This window comes from Variovorax sp. GW821-FHT10D07, assembly GCF_059415325.1.
In genome coordinates this window covers 450,512-469,921 of record NZ_JBWKMZ010000002.1, presented here as the reverse complement: position 1 = coordinate 469,921, position 19,410 = coordinate 450,512, and the positions used below count along the sequence as shown (strand labels likewise).

Below are 19,410 nucleotides of genomic sequence, written 5' to 3'. Positions count from 1 at the left end.
TTCTTTTCTCGGGAAATCAAGCAATGACAAGACCCCTCGACGGGATCACGGTGGTGTCGCTCGAACATGCGATCGCGGCGCCTTTCTGCACCCGCCAGCTCGCCGACCTCGGCGCGCGCGTCATCAAGGTGGAGCGCCCGGGCGTGGGCGACTTCGCGCGTGCCTACGACCAGCGCGTGGCCGGCGAGGCCTCGCACTTCGTCTGGGTCAACCGCTCGAAGGAAAGCATCTCGCTCGACCTCAAGCAGCCCGCCGCGCTCGAGGTGCTGCAGGAACTGGTGGCCGGCGCCGACGTGCTGGTGCAGAACCTCGCACCGGGCGCCGCGGCACGCATGGGGCTGGGCGCGCAGGCGCTGCAGGCGAAATATCCGCGGCTCGTCGTCTGCGACATCTCGGGCTATGGCGAGGACGGCCCGTACCGCGACAAGAAGGCCTACGACCTGTTGATCCAGAGCGAGGCCGGCTTCCTCTCGGTCACCGGCACGCCCGAGGAGCCCTGCAAGTCGGGCAACTCCATCGCCGACATCGCCGCGGGCATGTATGCCTACACCGGCATCCTGGCCGCGCTGCTCCAGCGCGGCAAGACCGGCAAGGGCTCGCACATCGATGTCTCGATGCTCGAGTCGCTGGCCGAGTGGATGGGCTTTCCGATGTACTACGCCTACCAGGGCGCGACGCCGCCGCCGCGCAGCGCCGCCTCGCACGCCACCATCTATCCCTATGGCCCGTTCCCCGCGGGCGACGGCGGCACGGTGATGCTCGGCCTGCAGAACGAGCGCGAGTGGAAGCTGTTCTGCGAGAAGGTGCTGCTGCAGCCCGCGCTCGCCACCGACGCGCGCTTCGACAGCAATGCGCGCCGCAACGAACACCGCAAGGAACTGCGCGCCATCATCGTCGGCCTGTTCGGCGCGCTGAGCACCGCGCAGGTGCTCGAGCGCCTCGACGCCGCCCAGATCGCCAATGCGCGCATGAACGACATGGCCGGGCTCTGGGCGCATCCGCAGCTGCAGGCGCGCGAGCGCTGGCGCCAGGTGGACTCGCCGGCCGGGCCCATTCCCGCGCTGCTGCCGGCCGGGCGCCAGAGCGCCTTCGACTACCGCATGGACGCCATCCCCGCCGTGGGCGAGCACACCGACGCGATCCTGCGCGCGCTGGGCCGCAGCGAGGAACAGATCGCGGCGCTGCGCGAGGCCAGGGCCGTATGAGCGTCCAGGCCCTGGGGCTCGCGCGCACCTTCCTGTTCGTGCCGGCCGACCGGCCCGAGCGCCATGCGCGCGCGCTGGCCAGCGGCGCGGGCGCGGCCATCGTCGATCTCGAGGACGCGGTCGCGCCCGAGCGCAAGGCCGCCGCGCGCGAGGTCCTGCCCGAAGTCTTCGGTGCGCTGCCCGCGGCCGACCGCGCGCGCCTGCTGCTGCGCATCAACCCGCCGGGCACGCCCTGGCATGCCGACGACCTCGCGCTGGTCGCGCGGCTCGCCGCGGCGCGCGCCATCGCGGGCGTGGTGCTGCCCAAGGCCGAGAGCGCCGACCAGTTGGCACGGCTGGCCGAGGCCGCGGGCCCCGAAGCCGTGCTGGTGCCGCTGATCGAATCGGCCGCGGGCCTCGCGGCGCTCGATGCGATCGCCGCCGCGCCCCAGGTGCTGCGGCTGGCCTTCGGGCACCTCGATTTCCAGGCCGACCTCGGCATGGCCTGCGACGCGCAGGAAGCCGAGCTGGTGCCGGTGCGGCTCGCGCTGGTGCTGGCCTCGCGCCGCGCCAACCTGGCCGCGCCCATCGACGGCATCGCGACCGACTGGCGCGACCCGCAGCGGCTCACGGCCGAGGCGGCACGCGCGCGGCGCGGCGGCTTCGGCGCCAAGCTCTGCATCCATCCCGCGCAGGTCGCTGCGGTGCATGCGGCGCTCGGGCCCGGCGCCGAGGAACTGGCCTGGGCGCGACGCGTGGTCGAGGCCGTGGCGCGGGCCGGCGGCGGGGTCGTGAACCTCGATGGCCGCATGGTCGACGCGCCGGTGGTCAGGCTCGCGCAGCGCCTGCTCGCGCTCGCTGCGCAGGCCTGAGCCTTCCCAGGACATTCATTCGTTCATCAACCCAAGGCAAGAAGAAGGAGACAAGAGACATGAATGCATCGAATCCCGCGCGCCAGCGCCGCCCCCTGCGCCTCGCCGCGGCCGCCGCCCTGGCCATCGGCCTCGTGGCCGCGCCCTGGAGCGCTTCGGCCCAGGGCGCCTGGCCCGACAAGCCGATCGTGATGGTGGTGCCGTACTCGGCCGGCGGCCCCACCGACGTGGTGGCGCGCATGCTCGCGGTGCCCATGGGCAAGTCGCTGGGCCAGACGGTGGTGGTCGAGAACACCGTGGGCGCGGGCGGCACCATCGCGCCGACGCGCGTGGCCAAGGCCGCGCCCAACGGCAACACCATCCTGATCCACCACATGGGCATGGCGACCGCGCCCGCGCTCTACAAGAAGCTCAACTACGACCCGCTCAAGGACTTCGAGTACATCGGCCAGGTGATGGACGTGCCGATGACCCTGCTGTCGCGCAAGGACTTCCCGGCCAACAACTTCCAGGAGCTGCTGACCTACGTGAAGGCCAACCGCGACAAGGTCTCGCTCGCCAATGCCGGCATCGGCGCGGTCTCGCAGCTGTGCGGCATGCTGTTCGCGCACCAGATCGGCGTGCAGCTCACGACCGTGCCCTACAAGGGCGCCGGCCCCGCGCTCAACGACCTGATGGGCGGGCAGGTCGACCTGCTGTGCGACCAGACCACGCAGACCGCGCCGGTGATCAAGGACGGCACGCGCGTGAAGGTGTTCGGCGTGACCACGCCCAAGCGGCTGTCGAGCATGCCCAACCTGCCCACGCTCGACGAGCAGGGCCTCAAGGGCTTCGACGTGAAGGTCTGGCACGGCATCTACGCACCCAAGGGCACGCCGCCGGCGGTGCTCGAGAAGCTCAACGTCGCGCTGCGCGCGGCCCTGCAGGACGACATGGTGAAGCAGCGGCTGGCCGAGCTGAGCTCGGAGATCGTGCCGCTCGACAAGCAGACGCCCGAGGGGCTGCGCACCCATCTGGTGGCCGAGATCGACAAGTGGGGCAAGGTGATCAAGGCGGCCGGCGTGCAGGCCGACTAAGGCATGAGGTAGTCAGCCCGCGCGCAGCACCTGCTCGAACAGCGCGAGCAGGTGGCGCGCGAACAGGTCCATGTTCGCGGGCCGGTCGTTGCCGCCGGTCTCGATGGTGCGGCTCCGGGACACCGGGTCCGGCCCGCCGACCACCGCGAGGCACACCCGCCCCGGTGGATCGCCATAGGGGCTGCCCGAGGGACCGGCCGCGCCGCTCTCGGCGATGCCCCAGCCCGAATGGTGGTTGTCGCGCACGCGCTGCGCCACCAGCAAGGCATAGGGCTCGGTCTCGCCGCGCAGTCCGGTCATGTCCTCGGCCGTGAGCCCGAGCAGCGCGCGACCGGCGCGCCGCGAATACACCACCGCGCCGCCACGGAAGTAGGCCGAGGCACCGGGGATCGCGAGCAGCGCGGCCGACACCAGGCCGCCGGCCGAGGACTCGACCACCGCCACCGTCTGGCCGCGCTCGCGCAGCAGCGCGCCGACGCGCGCGGCGAGCACCGCGAGCGGCTCAGGGTTTGCCGCCTCGGGACTTACGCTGAGATCGCCATTCATACTTTGGAACTCCTTCGAAACGAAGCGAACGCAAGAGCGTATCTGCCCGCGTGGAGAATGGATGGAACGCCGTACCGCGAATACATCGTGACACCCGATAAACACGGCGGGTCAGTGTTTTTCCCGAGACGGAGGGTGGTCCGAAACTCGCTAGAGTGAAGGCGGCCGTTCAAAGGCTTTCGACAAGTACACACAAGGAATTTCTCATGAGCAAGAAAGTTGCATATGTCACTGGAGGCATGGGTGGCATCGGAACAGCCATCTGCCAGCGTCTCCACAAGGACGGCTTCCGCGTCGTCGCCGGTTGCGGTCCCACCCGTGACTATTCGAAGTGGCTGGCCGAACAGAAAGCCCTGGGCTTCGAGTTTCACGCCTCGGTCGGCAATGTCGGCGACTGGCAATCCACGGTCGAGGCCTTCTCGGCCGCGAAGGCGGCGCACGGCGCCATCGACGTGCTGGTCAACAACGCCGGCATCACGCGCGACCGCATGTTCCTCAAGATGACGCCCGAAGACTGGAGCGCGGTCATCGAGACCAATCTCAACAGCATGTTCAACGTCACCAAGCAGGTGGTGGGCGACATGGTCGAAAAGGGCTGGGGCCGCATCATCAACATCAGCTCGGTCAACGGCGCCAAGGGCCAGGCGGGCCAGACCAACTACTCGGCGGCCAAGGCCGGCATGCACGGCTTCACGATGGCGCTGGCCCAGGAGCTCGCGGGCAAGGGCGTGACGGTCAACACCGTGAGCCCCGGCTACATCGGCACCGACATGGTGAAGGCCATCCGCCAGGAAGTGCTCGACAAGATCGTCGCCACGATCCCGGTCAAGCGCCTGGGCGAACCGAGTGAGATCGCTTCCATCATCGCGTGGCTGGCCACCGACGAGGGCGGCTACTCGACCGGTGCCGACTTCTCGGTCAACGGCGGCCTGCACATGCACTGAGCGAGCTTCGCGAGAAAACACAAACCCGCTTCGGCGGGTTTTTTCATGCCCGCAGCTTCCCGAGCGGACCACCGGAGCACAGCGCCTCCCGTGCACAGGGCACCGGGTACTCCCCGCAGCGAAATCAAGGAGGAGGCCGAAGGCCGGGGGACATTCGCGGAGGGGAGTACCCGGTGTCCTGTGCACGCGCCCCGAACGAACCGCCCCGAACAAACAAACCCCGAGAAATGCAACCGCCTTGCATACGTGTAATGAACGATCCCCCCACGTTCCTGCAAAATCGGCCGATGCCCCACAGCGTCTCACTCATCAACACGATCGCCGCCGGCCTCGGCCTGGCCCTGGTGTTCGGCTTTCTCGCCGCGCGCCTTCGCCTGCCGGCGCTGGTCGGCTACCTGCTGGCCGGCGTCATCATCGGTCCTTTCACGCCCGGTTTCGTGGCCGATGCCGGCATCGCCGCGCAGCTGGCCGAGATCGGCGTGATGCTGCTGATGTTCGGCGTGGGGCTGCATTTCTCGCTCGACGACCTGCTGGCCGTGCGCAAGATCGCGCTGCCCGGCGCGCTGGCGCAGATCACCGTGGCCACGCTGCTCGGTGGCGGGCTCGCGCTGTGGTGGGGCTGGAACCTGGGCGCGGCGCTGGTGTTCGGGCTGGCGCTGTCGGTCGCGAGCACCGTCGTGCTGCTGCGCGCGCTCGAGAGCCTGGGCATCCTCGATTCCTTCACCGGCCGCGTCGCCGTCGGCTGGCTGGTGGTCGAAGACCTCGCCATGGTGCTGGTGCTCGTGTTGCTGCCCCCGCTCGCCGAAACCCTCGGCGGCCGCGCCGCCGGCACCGATGCCTCGCCGTTGTGGCAGACCCTGGGCTTGACGCTGCTGCAGGTCGGCGGCTTCGTCGCCCTGATGCTGATTGTCGGGCGCCGCGTGTTCCCGTGGATCCTCTGGCAGGTCGCGCGCACCGGCTCGCGCGAGCTGTTCACCCTGTGCGTGGTGGCCGCCGCCGTCAGCATCGCCTTCGCCTCGGCCGCGTTGTTCGGCGTCTCCTTCGCGCTCGGCGCCTTCTTCGCCGGCATGGTGATGCGCGAGTCGCAGTTCAGCCACCGCGCCGCCCAGGAATCGCTGCCGCTGCGCGACGCCTTCGCCGTGCTGTTCTTCGTCTCGGTCGGCATGCTGTTCGATCCCTCGGTGCTGATCGAGCGCCCGCTGCAGGTGCTGGCCGTGGTGCTGGTCATCGTGCTGGGCAAGTCGCTCGCGGCCTCCGCGCTGGTGCTGGTGCTGCGCTACCCGCTGGCCACCGCGCTCACCGTCAGCGCCAGCCTGGCGCAGATCGGCGAGTTCTCGTTCATCCTCGTGGGCCTGGGCGTCTCGCTCGGGCTGATGCCCGCCGAGGGCCAGAGCCTGATCCTGGCCGGCGCGCTGATCTCCATCGCCACCAATCCGCTGTGGTTCAGCCTGATCGCGCCGCTGCAGAAATGGCTGCATGCCCATTCCTCGTTCGCGCGCCGCCTCGAGGCGCGCGACGATCCGCTGGCCGAGCTGCCGATGAGCACCGAGGCGCGCTACCTCTCGCGCCAGGTGGTGCTGGTCGGCTATGGCCGGGTCGGGCGCCGCATCGCGGCCGAGCTCAAGGCGCACGACATCCCCTACGTGGTGGCCGAGCAGAACCGCGAGCTGGTCGAGAAGCTGCGCGAGGAGGGCGGCGCCGCCGTCTACGGCGACGCGGCCGATCCCGCGGTGCTGATCCAGGCCCACATCGCGCGTGCCCGGGTGCTGGTGGTGGCCACGCCGGCCGCGCTCAACGTGCGGCAGATGATCGAGACCGCGCGCACCCTCAACCCCAGCATCGAGACCGTCATCCGCAGCCACAACGAAGCGGAAGCCGATCTGCTCACGCGCGAGGTCTCGGCCACCGTGTTCCTCGGCGAGCACGAGCTGGCCCAGGCGATGGCGCGCGACGTGGTGCGCCGCGCCGTGGCGCCGCCCGCGCCCCATGGCGCGAATGGCGCGCCCACCGTGCCGGGCGCGCCGGCCTGACGTACGCCAGGTTAGAGGTCCTCGATCACCAGCATGCGATAGCGCTGGGCGATCGAGTACGGCACCGTGCGCACCACCTCCATCATGCGTTCGGCATCGTCCTGTTCCTCGGTGCGCACCAGCAGCGCCGTGTGGCCTTCGCGCGCCAGCTTGGTGTAGGCACGCACCGTCGCGCCCTCGGTGCCTGCGGAGGGCAGGGGGTTGTCCGCATCGGCCACCGTGGGCGTGATCTCGGCCAGCACCGTCCGGGGCGGCAGCAGGAAGATGTCGTCCGCGCTCACGCCTTGCTCGACGAGCTGGCGGCCGATGCGCTCGGCGTCCTCGGCGCTCGCGAACATCACCACCGAGTAACCGGTGGGATAGAACGCGCCGCCGATGGTCGCTCGCATCGAGGGATCCAGGGTGAATCGCTTCATGGGGCCTCCTGTCGTCTGGGCTTGCGGCGTGCCGCGGGTGTTTGATCCATGGGCAAAACTTAGGTCGCGCACCAACGCCCGCCTGTAGGAGAAGCCCGGAAGCTGGGAACGGTCGGGGCCACCGCCTGCCGCAGGAAGCACACAGGGTTTTCGCCGGCGGTGAACGTGATGAAGTGCCCGCGCGTTGTGACAGGGCGTGTCTACGATTCCGGCGCTGCGCCGCTTTCGCCAACGCCCACCTTCCAGAGCTTCGCGTGAACACCATCCCCGCCACCCTGTCGCCGTCGCCCCGCAACCTCGCGCTGACCGTCCACGAGCTGGAGCCCGGCGAGTTCTACTGGGTGCTGATGGAGGCGGTCGACGATGCCGCGGGCGAGGGCGCGGTCCATTCCTACCTGCCGCTCGAGGCCGCCATCGAGCCGCATTCCAGCTATTCCAATGCGCTGGTGGCCGGCGTCAGCGTGCTGCGCCGGCTGTTCGGCACCGAAGGCCCGGGCCGGCCGCAGGACACCCGCACGCCGGACGTCCCCGGCGGCACCCGCTCCCTATAATCCCCGCCGTTCGGTGCAGTCTTTCTTCTAAAAACAAAGACCGCACCGGCACCACGGTTCGAAGGTGCCCCGCCAGCCATGCATGCCATGGCCACGGGGTTAAACGGGAAGCAGGTGCGACGCGTCGTCCGGACGCCTCCATTCCTGCGCTGCCCCCGCAACGGTCAGCGGATCTGGAAGTCCTCACGCCATGCCCCCAGAGCATCGGCAGCCACTGCGCCCCCAAGGCGTGGGAAGGCGAGGGCTTCCGCAACGGCGCTGCAGTTTCGACTGCGCGCCGCTGCGCTCCGCGAGCCCGGATACCGGCCTTCGTCACCGCCTCGGACGCTGCGGGAGTGCGTGTCCGGGCCGCCGGCCGGCGAAGCGCTTGCTTTTCCCGCCGCCGGTCCCGGCCATCGATCGACTTCCCGCCGTGTCCACGTTCGGTCAGAGAACCTGCGGGGACGCGGGTCGGAGGAGAAGTCACATGGATCACGCATCGCCGTCGGGCGATCGCACGGGCGCGGCCGGCCGCCGCCCGCACCGCCACCGGGGTCGCCCCGCCGCCCGCCGCCTCGGCGGCATGTCCGCCGCCATCGGCCTGGCCTTCGGCGCCGGCAGCGGCTTCGCGCAGCAGGCCGCCACCAGCCTGCCGCCGGTGCAGGTCGAGGCCGGTGCCCAGACCGCGCTGTCGCTCGCCGAGCCCACGCAGACCGGCAGCCGCCTCGGCCTCACGCCGCTCGAGACGCCCGCCAGCATCGAGGTGCTGACCGGCGAGACCATCCGCGCGCGCGGCGACGTCTCCGTCATCGACGCCGCCACCCGCGCCACCGGCATCACGGGGGCGCCCGCGCCGGGCAACGGCAGCACCTCGATGGCCGCGCGCGGCTTCTCGGGCCATGGCTCGGTGATGCAGCTGTTCGACGGTACGCGGCTGTTCGCGGGCGCGGGCACCGTCACCTTCCCGTTCGACACCTGGTCGGTCGACCGCATCGAGGTGCTGCGCGGCGCGGCCTCTGTCATGTACGGCGAAGGCGCGATCGGCGGCGCGATCAACGTGGTGCCCAAGAAGCCCACGCGCGGACCGATCCACAACGAGGCGCTGCTGAGCTACGGCTCCGACGCCACGCGCCAGGCCGCCTTCGGCAGCGGCGGCGCGATCAACGACAAGCTTTCGTACCGCTTCGACATCAGCCACCGCGCCACCCACGGCTTCATGGCGCGCGGCGAGGGCGAGAGCCTGGCCGTCGGTGGTGCGCTGCGGCTGGACGTCTCGCCCGAGCTGCAGTTCACCCTGTCGCACGACGAGGGCCGCCAGTCGCCGCAGCGCTACCAGGGCGTACCGCTGATCGACGGGCGCCTCGACAGCCGGACCCTGCGCCAGAACTACAACGTCGACGACGCCGAGCTCAAGTACGACGACAAGTGGACCCGCCTCGACGCGCTCTGGACGCCCAGCGATGCCGTCACCGTGCACAACCAGCTCTACCGGCTCGCGAGCCAGCGCCACTGGCGCAACAGCGAGACCTATACCTTCAATGCCGCCACGCGCCGCGTGACGCGCGGCGACTACCTCGAGATCGGCCACGACCAGGAGCAGGTCGGCAACCGCACCGACGCCACCTTCCGCCATGAACTGTTCGGCATGAAAAACCAGGTGCTGGTGGGCTTCGACGTGAACCGCATCGACTTCCTGAACTCGAGCGACTCGCCCTACGGCGGTCGCTCGGTGGTCGACCCCTTCGTCTTCCTGCCCGGCTACTACCAGTCGCCGTCGCCCTACCTGCCGCGCTACCGGACCCGCACCAGCACCTATGCCGTGTTCGCCGAGGACAAGCTGGCCTTCGACGAGCGCTGGTCGCTGGTCACCAGCCTGCGCTGGGACCATGCGAAGGTGGCGCGCACCGACCTGGCCAACGCGGCCAACAGCCTCACGAAGACCTTCGAGTACGCCACCGGCCGCATCGGCGCGGTGTATGCGCCCGATGCCTCGCAGTCCTTCTATGCGCAGCTGGCGCACGCGGCCGACCCGCTGACCTCGCTGATCAGCACCTCGACCACGCAGGCGCCGTTCGACCTCAGCACCGGCAACCAGGTCGAGGTCGGCTACAAGCGCCAGCTGGCCGACAACCGCGGCGCCTGGACCGTGGCCGCCTACCGCATCGAGAAGAAGAAGCTGCTGTCGCGCGACCAGAACAACCCCACCGTCTCGCAGCAGGTCGGCAAGCAGTCGTCCGAGGGCATCGAGGCCACGCTCGACCTCGCGCTGACCCCGACGCTGCGGCTCGAGGCCAATGCGGCCAAGCTGCGCGCGCGCTACGACGACTTCAACGAGGTCGTGAGCGGCCGGCTGGTCTCGCGCGCCGGCAACACGCCGTTCGGCGTGCCCGAGGAAGCGGCCAACCTGTTCCTGCACTGGCATTTCCTGCCGCAGTGGGAGGCCGAGTTCGGCGTGCGCTATGTCGGCTCGCGCCAGGTCGACGCGGCCAACTCGCGCAAGATCGGCTCCTACACCGTGGCCGACGCCTCGGTGAGCTGGCAGGCCAACAAGTCGCTCAAGCTCGCGCTGCGCGGCTACAACCTCGGCGACCGCCGCTATCCGCTGTCGTTCTCGAACAGCGGCAACCAGTGGCTGCTGGGCCGTCCGCGCTCCTTCGAGCTGTCGGCGCTGGTGAACTTCTGAGATGACGCACGCCGCGCGCCGCGCCCGCGCCGACCGCACTGCCTGGCAGCGCGCGTGGCCGCTCGTGCGCCACTGGCTCTACTGGACCCACCGCTGGCTCGGCATCGGCGGCTGCCTGCTGTTCGTCATGTGGTTCGTCTCGGGCGTGGTGATGATGTACGTGGGCTATCCCACGCTCACCGAGGCCGAGCGGCTCGCGGGCCTGCGCGCGCTCGACGTCGGGCGGGCCCGGGTCTCGCCCGTGGCCGCGCTCGAGGCCCTGCCCGAAGCAGCGCGCCAGCAGCCGCCGCGCCGCGTCGCGCTCGAGATGCAGGGCGGCGCGCAGCCGCAGCCGGTGTGGCGCATCGTCGATGCGCGCGGCGGTCGCCATGCGGTGTCGGCGCGCGATGGCCGGCTGCTGGCCGGCACCGACGCCGCGCAGGCCGAGGCCGTGGCGCGCGACTTCTCGGGCCAGCCCGGCGCGCGCTGGGCCGAGACGCTCGAGCGCGACCAGTGGACCGTGCCGCAGGGCCTGAATCCGCTGCGCCCGCTGCACCGCATCGAACTCAACGACGCGGCGGGCACCGAGCTCTACGTGTCGGCGCGCACCGGCGAGGTGGTGCGCGACACCACGCGCTCCGAGCGCTTCTGGAACTGGCTCGGCTCGGTGCCGCACTGGATCTACTTCACGCCGCTGCGCGCCGATCCGCCGCTGTGGCACGACGTGGTGGTGTGGCTCTCGGCCGCCTGCATCGTCTCGGCCGTGACCGGCATCGTGATCGGCATCCTGCGCCTCCGGCTGCGCCGGCGCTTCCGCAACGGGTCCGTCACGCCCTACACCGGCTGGATGGCCTGGCACCACATCGCGGGCCTGGTCGGCGGCTTCTTCGTGCTGACCTGGATCGTGAGCGGCTGGCTCTCGATGAACCCGAACCGCTGGTTCGAGCGCAACCCGGTCGACGTGGCCGCGATGGCGCGCTACACCGGTGGCGATGTATCGGCCTTTCCGTGGCCGCCCGCCACGCCGCCGGCGGGCGAGGGCGCCGCGGCGCCGCGCGAGGCGCTGCTGCAATGGTTCGACGGCCGGCCGCTGCTGCAGCTGCGCGATGCGAAGGCACGCGTGCGCGTGGTCGATGCCGCGAGCGGCGCGCCGGCCTCGATCGCGCGCGAGGACATCGTGCGCGCGGCCGCCCGGCTGCGCCCCGGCGCCACGGTGAGCGAGGCCGTGCTGCAGACCGCCTACGACTTCCACTGGTACGGCCACCACCGCGAGCGCGTGCTGCCGGTCTGGCGCCTCGAGTTCGACGATCCCGCGCGCACCCGGCTCTACATCGACCCGGCCAATGGCCAGCTGGCCGGCAGCAGTGACCGCAATGCGCGGCTGCGGCGCTGGCTCTTCAATGCGGCCCACAGCCTCGACTTCCCCTGGCTGATCCAGTACCGGCCGGCCTGGGACCTGGTGGTGTGGCTGCTGTCGATCGTCGGCGCCGTGGCCTCGGCCAGCGGCGTGGTGATCGGCTGGCGCCGGCTGCGGCCGCGCTCGCGTTCTCCCACCGTGACGCTCGCGCGGCGCCTGTCGCAACGTTCATGACGCGGACCTGCCATCGCGGGTCCATGATCCAATCCACTTTCGCACTGCGGTGCCATTCAGGAGCTGTCCCATGCACATCGAACCCGGTCTCGTCGACGGAACCAAGATCTTTCTGAGCTATGCCACCGGCGCCGCGGCGCTCGCCTACACGGGCAAGGTGGCTTTCGACACCCTGCTGAAGGACGGCCTGGCCGCCCTGGCATTGCGCTCGGCGATCGCCGTGGCGCTGGTGTTCTGCTTCTTCGAGGTGCTGCCGCACCACCCGGTGGGCGTGTCGGAGGTGCACCTGATCCTCGGCACCACCCTGCTGCTGGTGTTCGGGCTCGCGCCCGCGGCCATCGGCCTGGCGGGCGGACTGCTGGTGCAGGGCCTGTTCTTCGAGCCGCAGGACCTGCCGCAGTACGGCATGAACGTCACGACCCTGCTGGTGCCGCTGTTCGCCACGGCCGTGCTCGCGCGCCGCATCATTCCCGAGAAGCTGGCCTACGTGGACATCGGCTATCGCGAGGCCTTCAAGCTGTCGGTGGCCTACCAGGGCGGCATCGTGGTGTGGGTCGGCTTCTGGGCGCTCTACGGCCGCGGCACCGGGCTCGCGAACCTCGGCGAGATCGCCAGCTTCGGCGCCGCCTACATGACGGTGGTGCTGGTCGAGCCGCTGGTCGACCTCGGCGTGCTCGCCGGTGCCAAGGCCTGGCGCCGGCTCCAGGGCTCGGCCTTCGTCGAACGTCGCCTCTACACCGGCGCCTGAAAGAAATCTCCATGACCACCAGCAACGCAAAAATCCCCGTCACCATCGTCACGGGCTTCCTCGGCAGCGGCAAGACCACCTTGATGCGCCACATCCTCGGCAACGCCGAGGGCCGCCGCATCGCGGTGATCGTCAACGAGTTCGGCGAGCTCGGCATCGACGGCGAGATCCTGCGCGGTTGCGGCATCGGCTGCGACGACGAGGGCAACGAGCGCGAGGGCGCGCTCTACGAACTCGCCAACGGCTGCGTCTGCTGCACCGTGCAGGAGGAATTCCTGCCCGTGATGCTGCAGCTCGCCGAGCGCCGCGACCAGCTCGACGCCGTGCTGATCGAGACCTCGGGCCTGGCGCTGCCCAAGCCGCTGGTGCAGGCCTTCCAGTGGCCCGACATCGCCAACGTCTTCACCGTCGACTCGGTCGTGACCGTGGTCGACGGCCCGGCCGCCGCGGCGGGCCAGTTCGCCGAGAACCCGATGGCGGTCGACGCGCAGCGCCGCGCCGATCCCAACCTCGACCACGAGTCGCCGCTGCACGAGCTGTTCGAGGACCAGCTCTCGGCCGCCGACCTGGTGGTGCTCAACAAGGCCGACCTGCTCGACGAAGCCGCGCGCGCGCGCGTCGAGGCGCTGGTGCGCGAGGAACTGCCGCCCGAGGTCAAGATCGTGACGGCCACCGAGGGCAAGCTGCCGCTCGCGCTGCTGCTGGGCCAGGGCCGCGCCGCCGAGACCACCATCCACCTGCGCGAGAGCCACCACGACCACGAGGAAGACCACGACCACGACGAGTTCGACTCGCTGGTGATCGACCTGCCTGCGATGGACCGCGAGCGGCTGCTGGCCGCGCTGGCCGCGCTGGTCGAGCGCCACACCATCTACCGCGTCAAGGGCTTCGTCGCCGTGCCGGGCAAGCCGATGCGCCTGCTGGTGCAGGGCGTGGGCCGGCGCTTCGACCACCACTTCGACCGCCGCTGGCGCGACGGCGAGGCGCCGCGCACGCAGCTGGTCTTCATCGGCGAGGACCTCGACGAGGCCGCGCTGCGCGAGGTGCTCGAGGGCGCGGCGCTGCCGGCCTGAGCGCACCCGCTCCATGCACCTGCTGAGCACCCAGCCCGGACGCTTCGTCGAGGACGACCCGGGCGTCGTCACCCGGCTCGACCAGACGCCGGGCGAGATCGTGGTGCTCAGTTCGGCCGACACCACGCTGGCCCTGCTGTCGGCCGCGCGCGGCGCGCTCGCGGCCAGCGATCCCGGCTATCCCTCGCTGCGGCTGGCCAACCTCATGTACCTGCGCCAGCCGGCCTCGTTCGACCTCTATGCCGACGAGGTGCTGCGGCATGCGCGCGTGGTGGTGGTCGACCACCTGGGCGCGGCCTCGGCCTGGCCCTACGGCCTGCAGCAGCTCGAGAAGCTCGCGCGCCGGCACGGCCAGCAGCTCGCCATCTTCTCGGGCGACCTGCAGGAGGACGAGGACCTGCTCGCGCGCAGCACCGCGCCGCGCGCCGTCTGCCACCGGCTGTGGCAGTACCTGCGCGCGGGCGGGCCGGCCAATGCGCTGCAGTTCCTGCGCGCGGTGGCCTTCCATGGCCTGCGCCATGGCGAGGAGCCGCTGCCGCCGCGCAGCCTGCCGCAGGTGGCGCTGCATGTGCCGGGGCTGCCCGCCACTTCGGCCGTGCCCGGCATCGACGACCTGCGCGCGCGCTGGCGGCCCGGCGCGCCGGTGGTGGCGCTGGTGTTTTACCGCTCGCACCTGCTGTCGGGCAACACGGCCGCCTTCGATGCGCTGGCCGAGGCGCTGTCGGCCGAGGGCCTGAACCCGCTGCCGCTGGCGCTCGATTCGCTCAAGGACCCGCTGTGCCTGTCGGCGCTGCGCGAACTCTGCGCCACGCATGCGGTGCAGCTGGTGCTCAACACCACCGCCTTCGCGGCGCTGGGGCACGACGGCGGCGAGGGCGGCGAACCACCAACGCTGGCCGGTGACGCGCCCGTGCTGCAGGTGATCGTGAGCGGCGGCAACCGCGAGGACTGGCTGGCCGACAGCCAGGGCCTGCGGCCGCGCGACATCGCGATGCAGGTCGCACTGCCCGAGATGGACGGCCGCATCGTCACGCGCGCCGTGAGCTTCAAGGGCCTGCTGCATCGCTGCGAGCTGACCCAGACCGAGGTGGTGGGCTACCGCGCCGAGCCCGACCGCATCGCCTTCGTGGCCGAGCTCGCGCGCCGCTGGTGCCGCCTGCGCAGCCTGCCGGCGGCCGACAAGCGGCTCGCGCTGGTGCTCGCCAACTACCCGGGCAGCGAGGGGCGCATCGGCAGCGGCGTGGGGCTCGACACGCCGGCCTCGGTGATCGCGATCCTCGGAACGCTGCGCACCGAAGGCTATGCGCTCGGCGATCCGAAGGCGCTGCCGGCCGATGGCGACAGCCTGATGCAGACCCTGCAGCAGGGCATCGCCAACGACCCGCGCGAATGGCCCGCGCGGCCCGCCTGGCAGAGCTACGCGCTGGCCGACTACCGCGCGCGCCTGGCCGCGCTGCCCGAAGGCATGGCCGCGGCCATCGACGAACGCTGGGGCCCGCCCGAGCAGGATCCGATGCTGCGCCAGGGCCGCTTCATGATCGCGGGCCTGCGGCTGGGCCAGGTCTTCGTCGGCATCCAGCCCGCGCGCGCGCTGAACCTCTCGGGCTCGCAGGACTATGCGAGCTACCACGACGCCGAGGCCGTGCCGCCGCACGGCTACCTGGCCTTCTACTTCTGGCTGCGCGATGCGTTCGGCATCGACGCGGTGGTGCACGTCGGCAAGCACGGCAACCTCGAATGGCTGCCGGGCAAGAGCATCGCGTTGACGCAGGCCTGCTGGCCCGACGCGGTGCTCGGGCCGCTGCCCAACGTCTATCCCTTCATCGTCAACGACCCGGGCGAGGGCGCGCAGGCCAAGCGCCGCACCCAGGCCGTGATCGTCGACCACCTGATGCCGCCGCTCACGCGCGCCGAGAACCACGGCCCGATGCAGGACCTCGAGCGCCAGGTCGACGAGTACTACGACGCGCTGCTGGTCGATGCGCGCCGCGCGCGCGTGCTGCGCGCGCAGATCCTCGCGGCCGTGCGCGCCCAGCACCTGGTCGACGAGCTCGACGCGGCGGGCGCCGAGGACGATGCCGTGCTCGCGCGCGTCGATGCCTACCTCTGCGAGCTCAAGGAAACCCAGATCCGCGACGGCCTGCACGTGTTCGGCGCCTCGCCCGAGGGCCGGCTGCGGCGCGACACGCTGCTGGCGCTGGCGCGCTATCCGGCGGGCGACGGCAGCGGCGCCGATGCGGGCCTGCTGGGTGCGCTGTCGCACGACTTGCTGCCCGGCGAGCACTTCGATCCGCTCGACATCGAGCCCGCGACGCCCTGGCAGGGCGCGCGGCCCGCGCTGCTGCAAGCGGTGAGCGACGACCCCTGGCGCCACCAGGGCGATACGCGCGAGCGGCTCGAGCTGCTGGCGACGCGGCTTGTCGAAGCGGGCGAATGCCCGGCCGGCATGCCGCGCACCGCCGCCGTGCTGGGACGCATCGCCGAGCGGCTCGCGCCCGCGCTCGATGCCTGCGGCGCGCAGGAGCTGCTGCAGCTGTCGCGCGCGCTGCGGGGCCGCTTCGTGCCGCCCGGGCCCAGCGGCTCGCCCTCGCGCGGCCGGCCCGACGTGCTGCCGACCGGGCGCAACTTCTACGCGGTCGACACGCGCGCCATTCCCACCCCCACCGCCTGGATGCTGGGCCTCAAGTCGGCCGCCCAGCTGGTCGAGCGCCACCTGCAGGAGCATGGCGACTATCCCGCGGGCATCGGCCTGTCGGTCTGGGGCACGGCCACCATGCGCACCGGCGGCGACGACCTCGCGCAGGCCTTCGCGCTGATCGGCGTGCGGCCGAAGTGGGCCGCGGGCAGTCAGCGCGTGGTCGACTTCGAGGTGCTGCCCACGGTCGGCCTCGGGCGTCCGCGCATCGACGTCACCTTGCGCATCTCGGGCTTCTTCCGCGATGCCTTCCCGGCCGCGGTGCAGATGTTCGACGCGGCCGTGCAGGCCGTGGCCGCGCAGGAGGACGAGGATGCCGAACGCAACCCGATCCGCGCGCGCATCCTGCGCGAGGCCGCGGCGCTCGAGGCCGGCGGCCTGCCGGCCGAGGCCGCGCGCACCCAGGCCGGCTGGCGCGTGTTCGGCTCGGCGCCCGGCCACTACGGCTCGGGCCTGCAGCCGCTGTTCGACAGCGGCGACTGGCAGAGCGACGACGACCTCGCCGGCGCCTATGTCGGCGGCAGCGCCCATGCCTACGGGCAGGACAGCGACGGCGTGCCCGCCACCGAGGCACTGGTGCGGCGGCTCGGCGAAATGAACGTGGTGCTGCAGAACCAGAACAGCCGCGAGCACGACCTGCTCGACTCGAACGACTACTACCAGTTCCAGGGCGGCATGGCCGCCGCCGTGCGCCACCTGAGCGGGCACCAGCCGGCCATGTACCACGGCGACCATGGCAATCCGCATGCACCGCGCGTGCGCACGCTCAAGGAGGAGATCGGCCGCGTGGTGCGCGCGCGCGTGGTCAATCCCAAGTGGATCGCGGGCGCGCGCCGCCATGGCTACAAGGGCGCCTTCGAGATGGCGGCTACGGTCGACTACCTGTTCGGCTTCGACGCCACCGCGCGCGTGGTCGGCGACCACCAGTACGCGATGGTGGCCGACGCCTACGTGCTCGACGCCGATAACCGAGATTTCGTCGACACGCACAATCCACGCGCGCTGCACGACATGCTGAGCCGCCTGCTCGAGGCCATGCAGCGCGGCCTCTGGCAGTCGCCCGGCGACTACCGCGAACGCATCGAGAACCTGCTGCTCGCGCACGAGCAGCGGATGGAAGGACACACGCGATGACCGCCCACCCGAATGCCGAGGCCGCGCCGCTGCCGGCGTCGTTCCCCTTTTCCGCCATCGCCGGCCAGCCGCTGCTGCGCGAGGCGCTGCTGCTGGCCGCGGCCGATCCCGCGCTCGGCGGCGTGCTGATCGAGGGCCCGCGCGGCACCGCCAAGACCACGGCCGCGCGCGCGCTGGCCGAGCTGCTGCCCGGCGCGCCCTTCGTCACCCTGCCGCTGGGCGCCAGCCTCGAGCACCTGGTCGGCACGCTCGACCTCGGCCAGGCGCTGGCCGGCCAAGCGCTGAAGTTCGCGCCGGGCCTGCTCGCGCGCGCCCATGGCGGCGTGCTCTACGTCGACGAGATCAACCTGCTGCCCGATGCGCTGATCGATTCGCTGCTCGATGCGGCCGCCAGCGGCGTCAACGTGGTCGAGCGCGACGGCATCTCGCACCGCCATGCCGCGCGTTTCGTGCTCGTGGGCACCATGAACCCGGAGGAGGGCAGCCTGCGCCCGCAACTGCTCGACCGCTTCGGCCTCTGCGTGCAGCTGCGCAACCTCGAGGACCCGTCCGAGCGCCAGGCCGTGGTGCGCGCGCGGCTGGCCTTCGACAGCGATCCCGAGGGCTTTCGCGCGCGGCATGCGGCGGCCGAGGCCGAGCTCGCCGCGTCGCTGCGGCGCGCCCGTGCGACGCTGGCTGATGCCACCGCGTTGCCGTATGGGGATGCGGTGCACGAGGCCGTGGGTGCGCTGTGCATCGCCGCGCAGGTCGATGGCCTGCGCGCCGACCTCGTGATGCTGCGCGCGGCGCGCGCGCTGGCCGCGCTCGAAGGCGCCGAGGCCATCGGCGAGCAGCATGTGCGGCGCGTGGCCGAGGCCGTGCTGCTGCATCGGCGCAAGCCGGGTGTCGAGGCGACGCCGCCCGCGCAGTCGTCGAGCGCGCCACCGCCATCGGCCGCCGAGGGTGAAAACGCTATCGATGAAGGCGCCCATTCCGGTGACGGCGGCGACGGCGACTGGGGCGCGCTGCCCCCCGAGCCCGTCGGCGTCGCCCGCGTCAAGCCGCTGCGCCCGCTGATCCCGGCCGCCTCGCTCGCAAAAAAAGCCTGAGCCTCCGGAACACCGCACCCGCTGGCGCGCGCCAGGGTGACCGGAGGCAGGCGTCATCGGGACCGGGCCGCGAAGCCTGGCATGGCATCGCCGCCGCTGACGCGGCGCTGGACTGGCCGCGCACGCTCGTCGCGCGCGGCGCCGGCCCGCTGCGCCGCGAGCACCTGCGCCGCCGCCCGCGCGAGACGCGCGAGGGCGCGCTGCACTGCTTCCTGCTCGATGCCTCGGCCTCGATGCGCAACGACGGCAGCCTCGCGCGCGCCAAGGGCCTGCTGCTCGCGCTGATGGACGAGGCCTACCGCCGCCGCGACCATGTCGCGCTGCTGTGCTTCGCGGGCTCGGTGGTCGAGCTGCGGCTGCCGCCGCGCCGCGCCAGTGCCTGGAACGACGACTGGATCGCGCCCATCGGCGCCGGCGGCGGCACCCCATTGGCGCTCGGCGTGCAGCGCGCCGACGAGCTGCTCGAGCGCCATGCCGATCGGCGGCGCTGGCTCTGGCTGCTGACCGATGGCCGCAGCGCCGAGTCGCCCGCGCGGCCCGGGGCGGCCGACGTGGCCTGCGTGGTCGGCTTCGAGACCGCGCGCGTGCCGCTGCATCGCGCGCAGTCGCTGGCCGCGGCGTGGGACGCGCGCTACCTCGACGCGGCCGCGTTTGACCCGCGGCAGGCCTAGCGGCTAGGATGCCGGCCATGCTCACCCGTCCTTCCCTCCACCTCGCCGGCACCTGCTGTCGCGTTCTGCCATGGGGAGATGGCGGCTAGAGCGACTTCGCGCGAACCCGCATGCCCGATGGCCACCCGTTGCAAGACCGGTGGCCTTTTT

General features: G+C 71.5%; 15 protein-coding genes and 1 riboswitch. Of the genes, 13 read left to right on the top strand and 2 right to left on the bottom strand.

Annotation, left to right across the window (positions count from 1 at the left end; all coding sequences use genetic code 11):
- Positions 1-23: 23 nt before the first annotated feature.
- From AC07PU_RS07455 to AC07PU_RS07445, 3 genes are read left to right on the top strand one after another with little or no spacing between them, the layout of a single operon-like run.
- A complete protein-coding gene (locus AC07PU_RS07455) occupies positions 24-1,205 on the top strand; it encodes a CaiB/BaiF CoA transferase family protein (RefSeq protein WP_495316489.1) in 1,182 nt (393 codons plus the stop codon).
- Positions 1,202-2,056: an HpcH/HpaI aldolase/citrate lyase family protein gene (locus AC07PU_RS07450; protein WP_495316487.1), complete on the top strand. Its 855-nt coding sequence runs from the start codon at positions 1,202-1,204 to the stop codon at positions 2,054-2,056. Before AC07PU_RS07455 ends, AC07PU_RS07450 begins: the two co-directional genes overlap by 4 nt.
- A 59-nt stretch (positions 2,057-2,115) precedes the next feature.
- The gene (locus AC07PU_RS07445; protein WP_208507527.1) at positions 2,116-3,132 is read left to right on the top strand and encodes a tripartite tricarboxylate transporter substrate-binding protein; all 1,017 of its coding nucleotides are present in this window, start codon (positions 2,116-2,118) and stop codon (positions 3,130-3,132) included.
- 12 nt (positions 3,133-3,144) lie between these two features.
- Here the strand turns inward: AC07PU_RS07445 and AC07PU_RS07440 are convergent, their stop codons facing one another.
- A complete protein-coding gene (locus tag AC07PU_RS07440; RefSeq protein WP_495316484.1) occupies positions 3,145-3,678 on the bottom strand; it encodes a CinA family protein in 534 nt (177 codons plus the stop codon).
- A gap of 206 nt (positions 3,679-3,884) precedes the next feature.
- Here AC07PU_RS07440 and phbB point away from each other — a divergent pair, with 206 nt between their 5' ends.
- Both phbB and AC07PU_RS07430 read left to right on the top strand, forming a co-directional pair.
- On the top strand, positions 3,885-4,622 hold the full coding sequence (gene phbB / locus AC07PU_RS07435) for an acetoacetyl-CoA reductase (protein ID WP_093342858.1): 738 nt from the start codon (positions 3,885-3,887) through the stop codon (positions 4,620-4,622).
- A 287-nt stretch (positions 4,623-4,909) separates the two neighbouring features.
- Positions 4,910-6,652, top strand: a complete 1,743-nt coding sequence (locus AC07PU_RS07430) for a cation:proton antiporter domain-containing protein (RefSeq protein ID WP_093342856.1) — start codon at positions 4,910-4,912, stop codon at positions 6,650-6,652.
- Between the two features lie 11 nt (positions 6,653-6,663).
- Here the strand turns inward: AC07PU_RS07430 and AC07PU_RS07425 are convergent, their stop codons facing one another.
- Positions 6,664-7,068, bottom strand: a complete 405-nt coding sequence (locus tag AC07PU_RS07425) for a hypothetical protein (RefSeq protein ID WP_093342855.1) — start codon at positions 7,066-7,068, stop codon at positions 6,664-6,666.
- A gap of 254 nt (positions 7,069-7,322) precedes the next feature.
- Between AC07PU_RS07425 and AC07PU_RS07420 the strand changes: the two genes are divergently transcribed.
- From AC07PU_RS07420 to AC07PU_RS07385, 8 genes are all read left to right on the top strand, one after another.
- Positions 7,323-7,619 carry a hypothetical protein gene (locus AC07PU_RS07420; protein WP_281078545.1) on the top strand — a complete coding sequence of 99 codons (297 nt, stop codon included), beginning with the start codon at positions 7,323-7,325 and terminating at the stop codon, positions 7,617-7,619.
- Positions 7,620-7,665: 46 nt separating this feature from the next.
- Positions 7,666-7,944: riboswitch (cobalamin riboswitch) on the top strand.
- A 141-nt stretch (positions 7,945-8,085) separates the two neighbouring features.
- Positions 8,086-10,281, top strand: coding sequence for a TonB-dependent receptor (locus AC07PU_RS07415; protein WP_495316481.1), 2,196 nt, complete (start codon positions 8,086-8,088; stop codon positions 10,279-10,281).
- A gap of 1 nt (position 10,282) precedes the next feature.
- Positions 10,283-11,851, top strand: a complete 1,569-nt coding sequence (locus AC07PU_RS07410; RefSeq protein WP_495316479.1) for a PepSY domain-containing protein — start codon at positions 10,283-10,285, stop codon at positions 11,849-11,851.
- 70 nt (positions 11,852-11,921) lie between these two features.
- Positions 11,922-12,599, top strand: a complete 678-nt coding sequence (locus AC07PU_RS07405; protein ID WP_495316477.1) for an energy-coupling factor ABC transporter permease — start codon at positions 11,922-11,924, stop codon at positions 12,597-12,599.
- Between the two features lie 11 nt (positions 12,600-12,610).
- Positions 12,611-13,672, top strand: coding sequence for a cobalamin biosynthesis protein CobW (gene cobW, locus AC07PU_RS07400; protein WP_495316475.1), 1,062 nt, complete (start codon positions 12,611-12,613; stop codon positions 13,670-13,672).
- Between the two features lie 13 nt (positions 13,673-13,685).
- On the top strand, positions 13,686-17,501 hold the full coding sequence (cobN, locus tag AC07PU_RS07395) for a cobaltochelatase subunit CobN (protein ID WP_495316473.1): 3,816 nt from the start codon (positions 13,686-13,688) through the stop codon (positions 17,499-17,501).
- Complete coding sequence (locus AC07PU_RS07390; protein WP_495316471.1) at positions 17,498-18,589, top strand: magnesium chelatase ATPase subunit I; 1,092 nt, start codon at positions 17,498-17,500, stop codon at positions 18,587-18,589. The genes cobN and AC07PU_RS07390 overlap by 4 nt, the downstream gene beginning before the upstream one ends.
- Positions 18,590-18,675: 86 nt before the next feature.
- Positions 18,676-19,260 carry a vWA domain-containing protein gene (locus tag AC07PU_RS07385; RefSeq protein ID WP_495317248.1) on the top strand — a complete coding sequence of 195 codons (585 nt, stop codon included), beginning with the start codon at positions 18,676-18,678 and terminating at the stop codon, positions 19,258-19,260.
- The last annotated feature ends 150 nt before the right edge of the window (positions 19,261-19,410 follow it).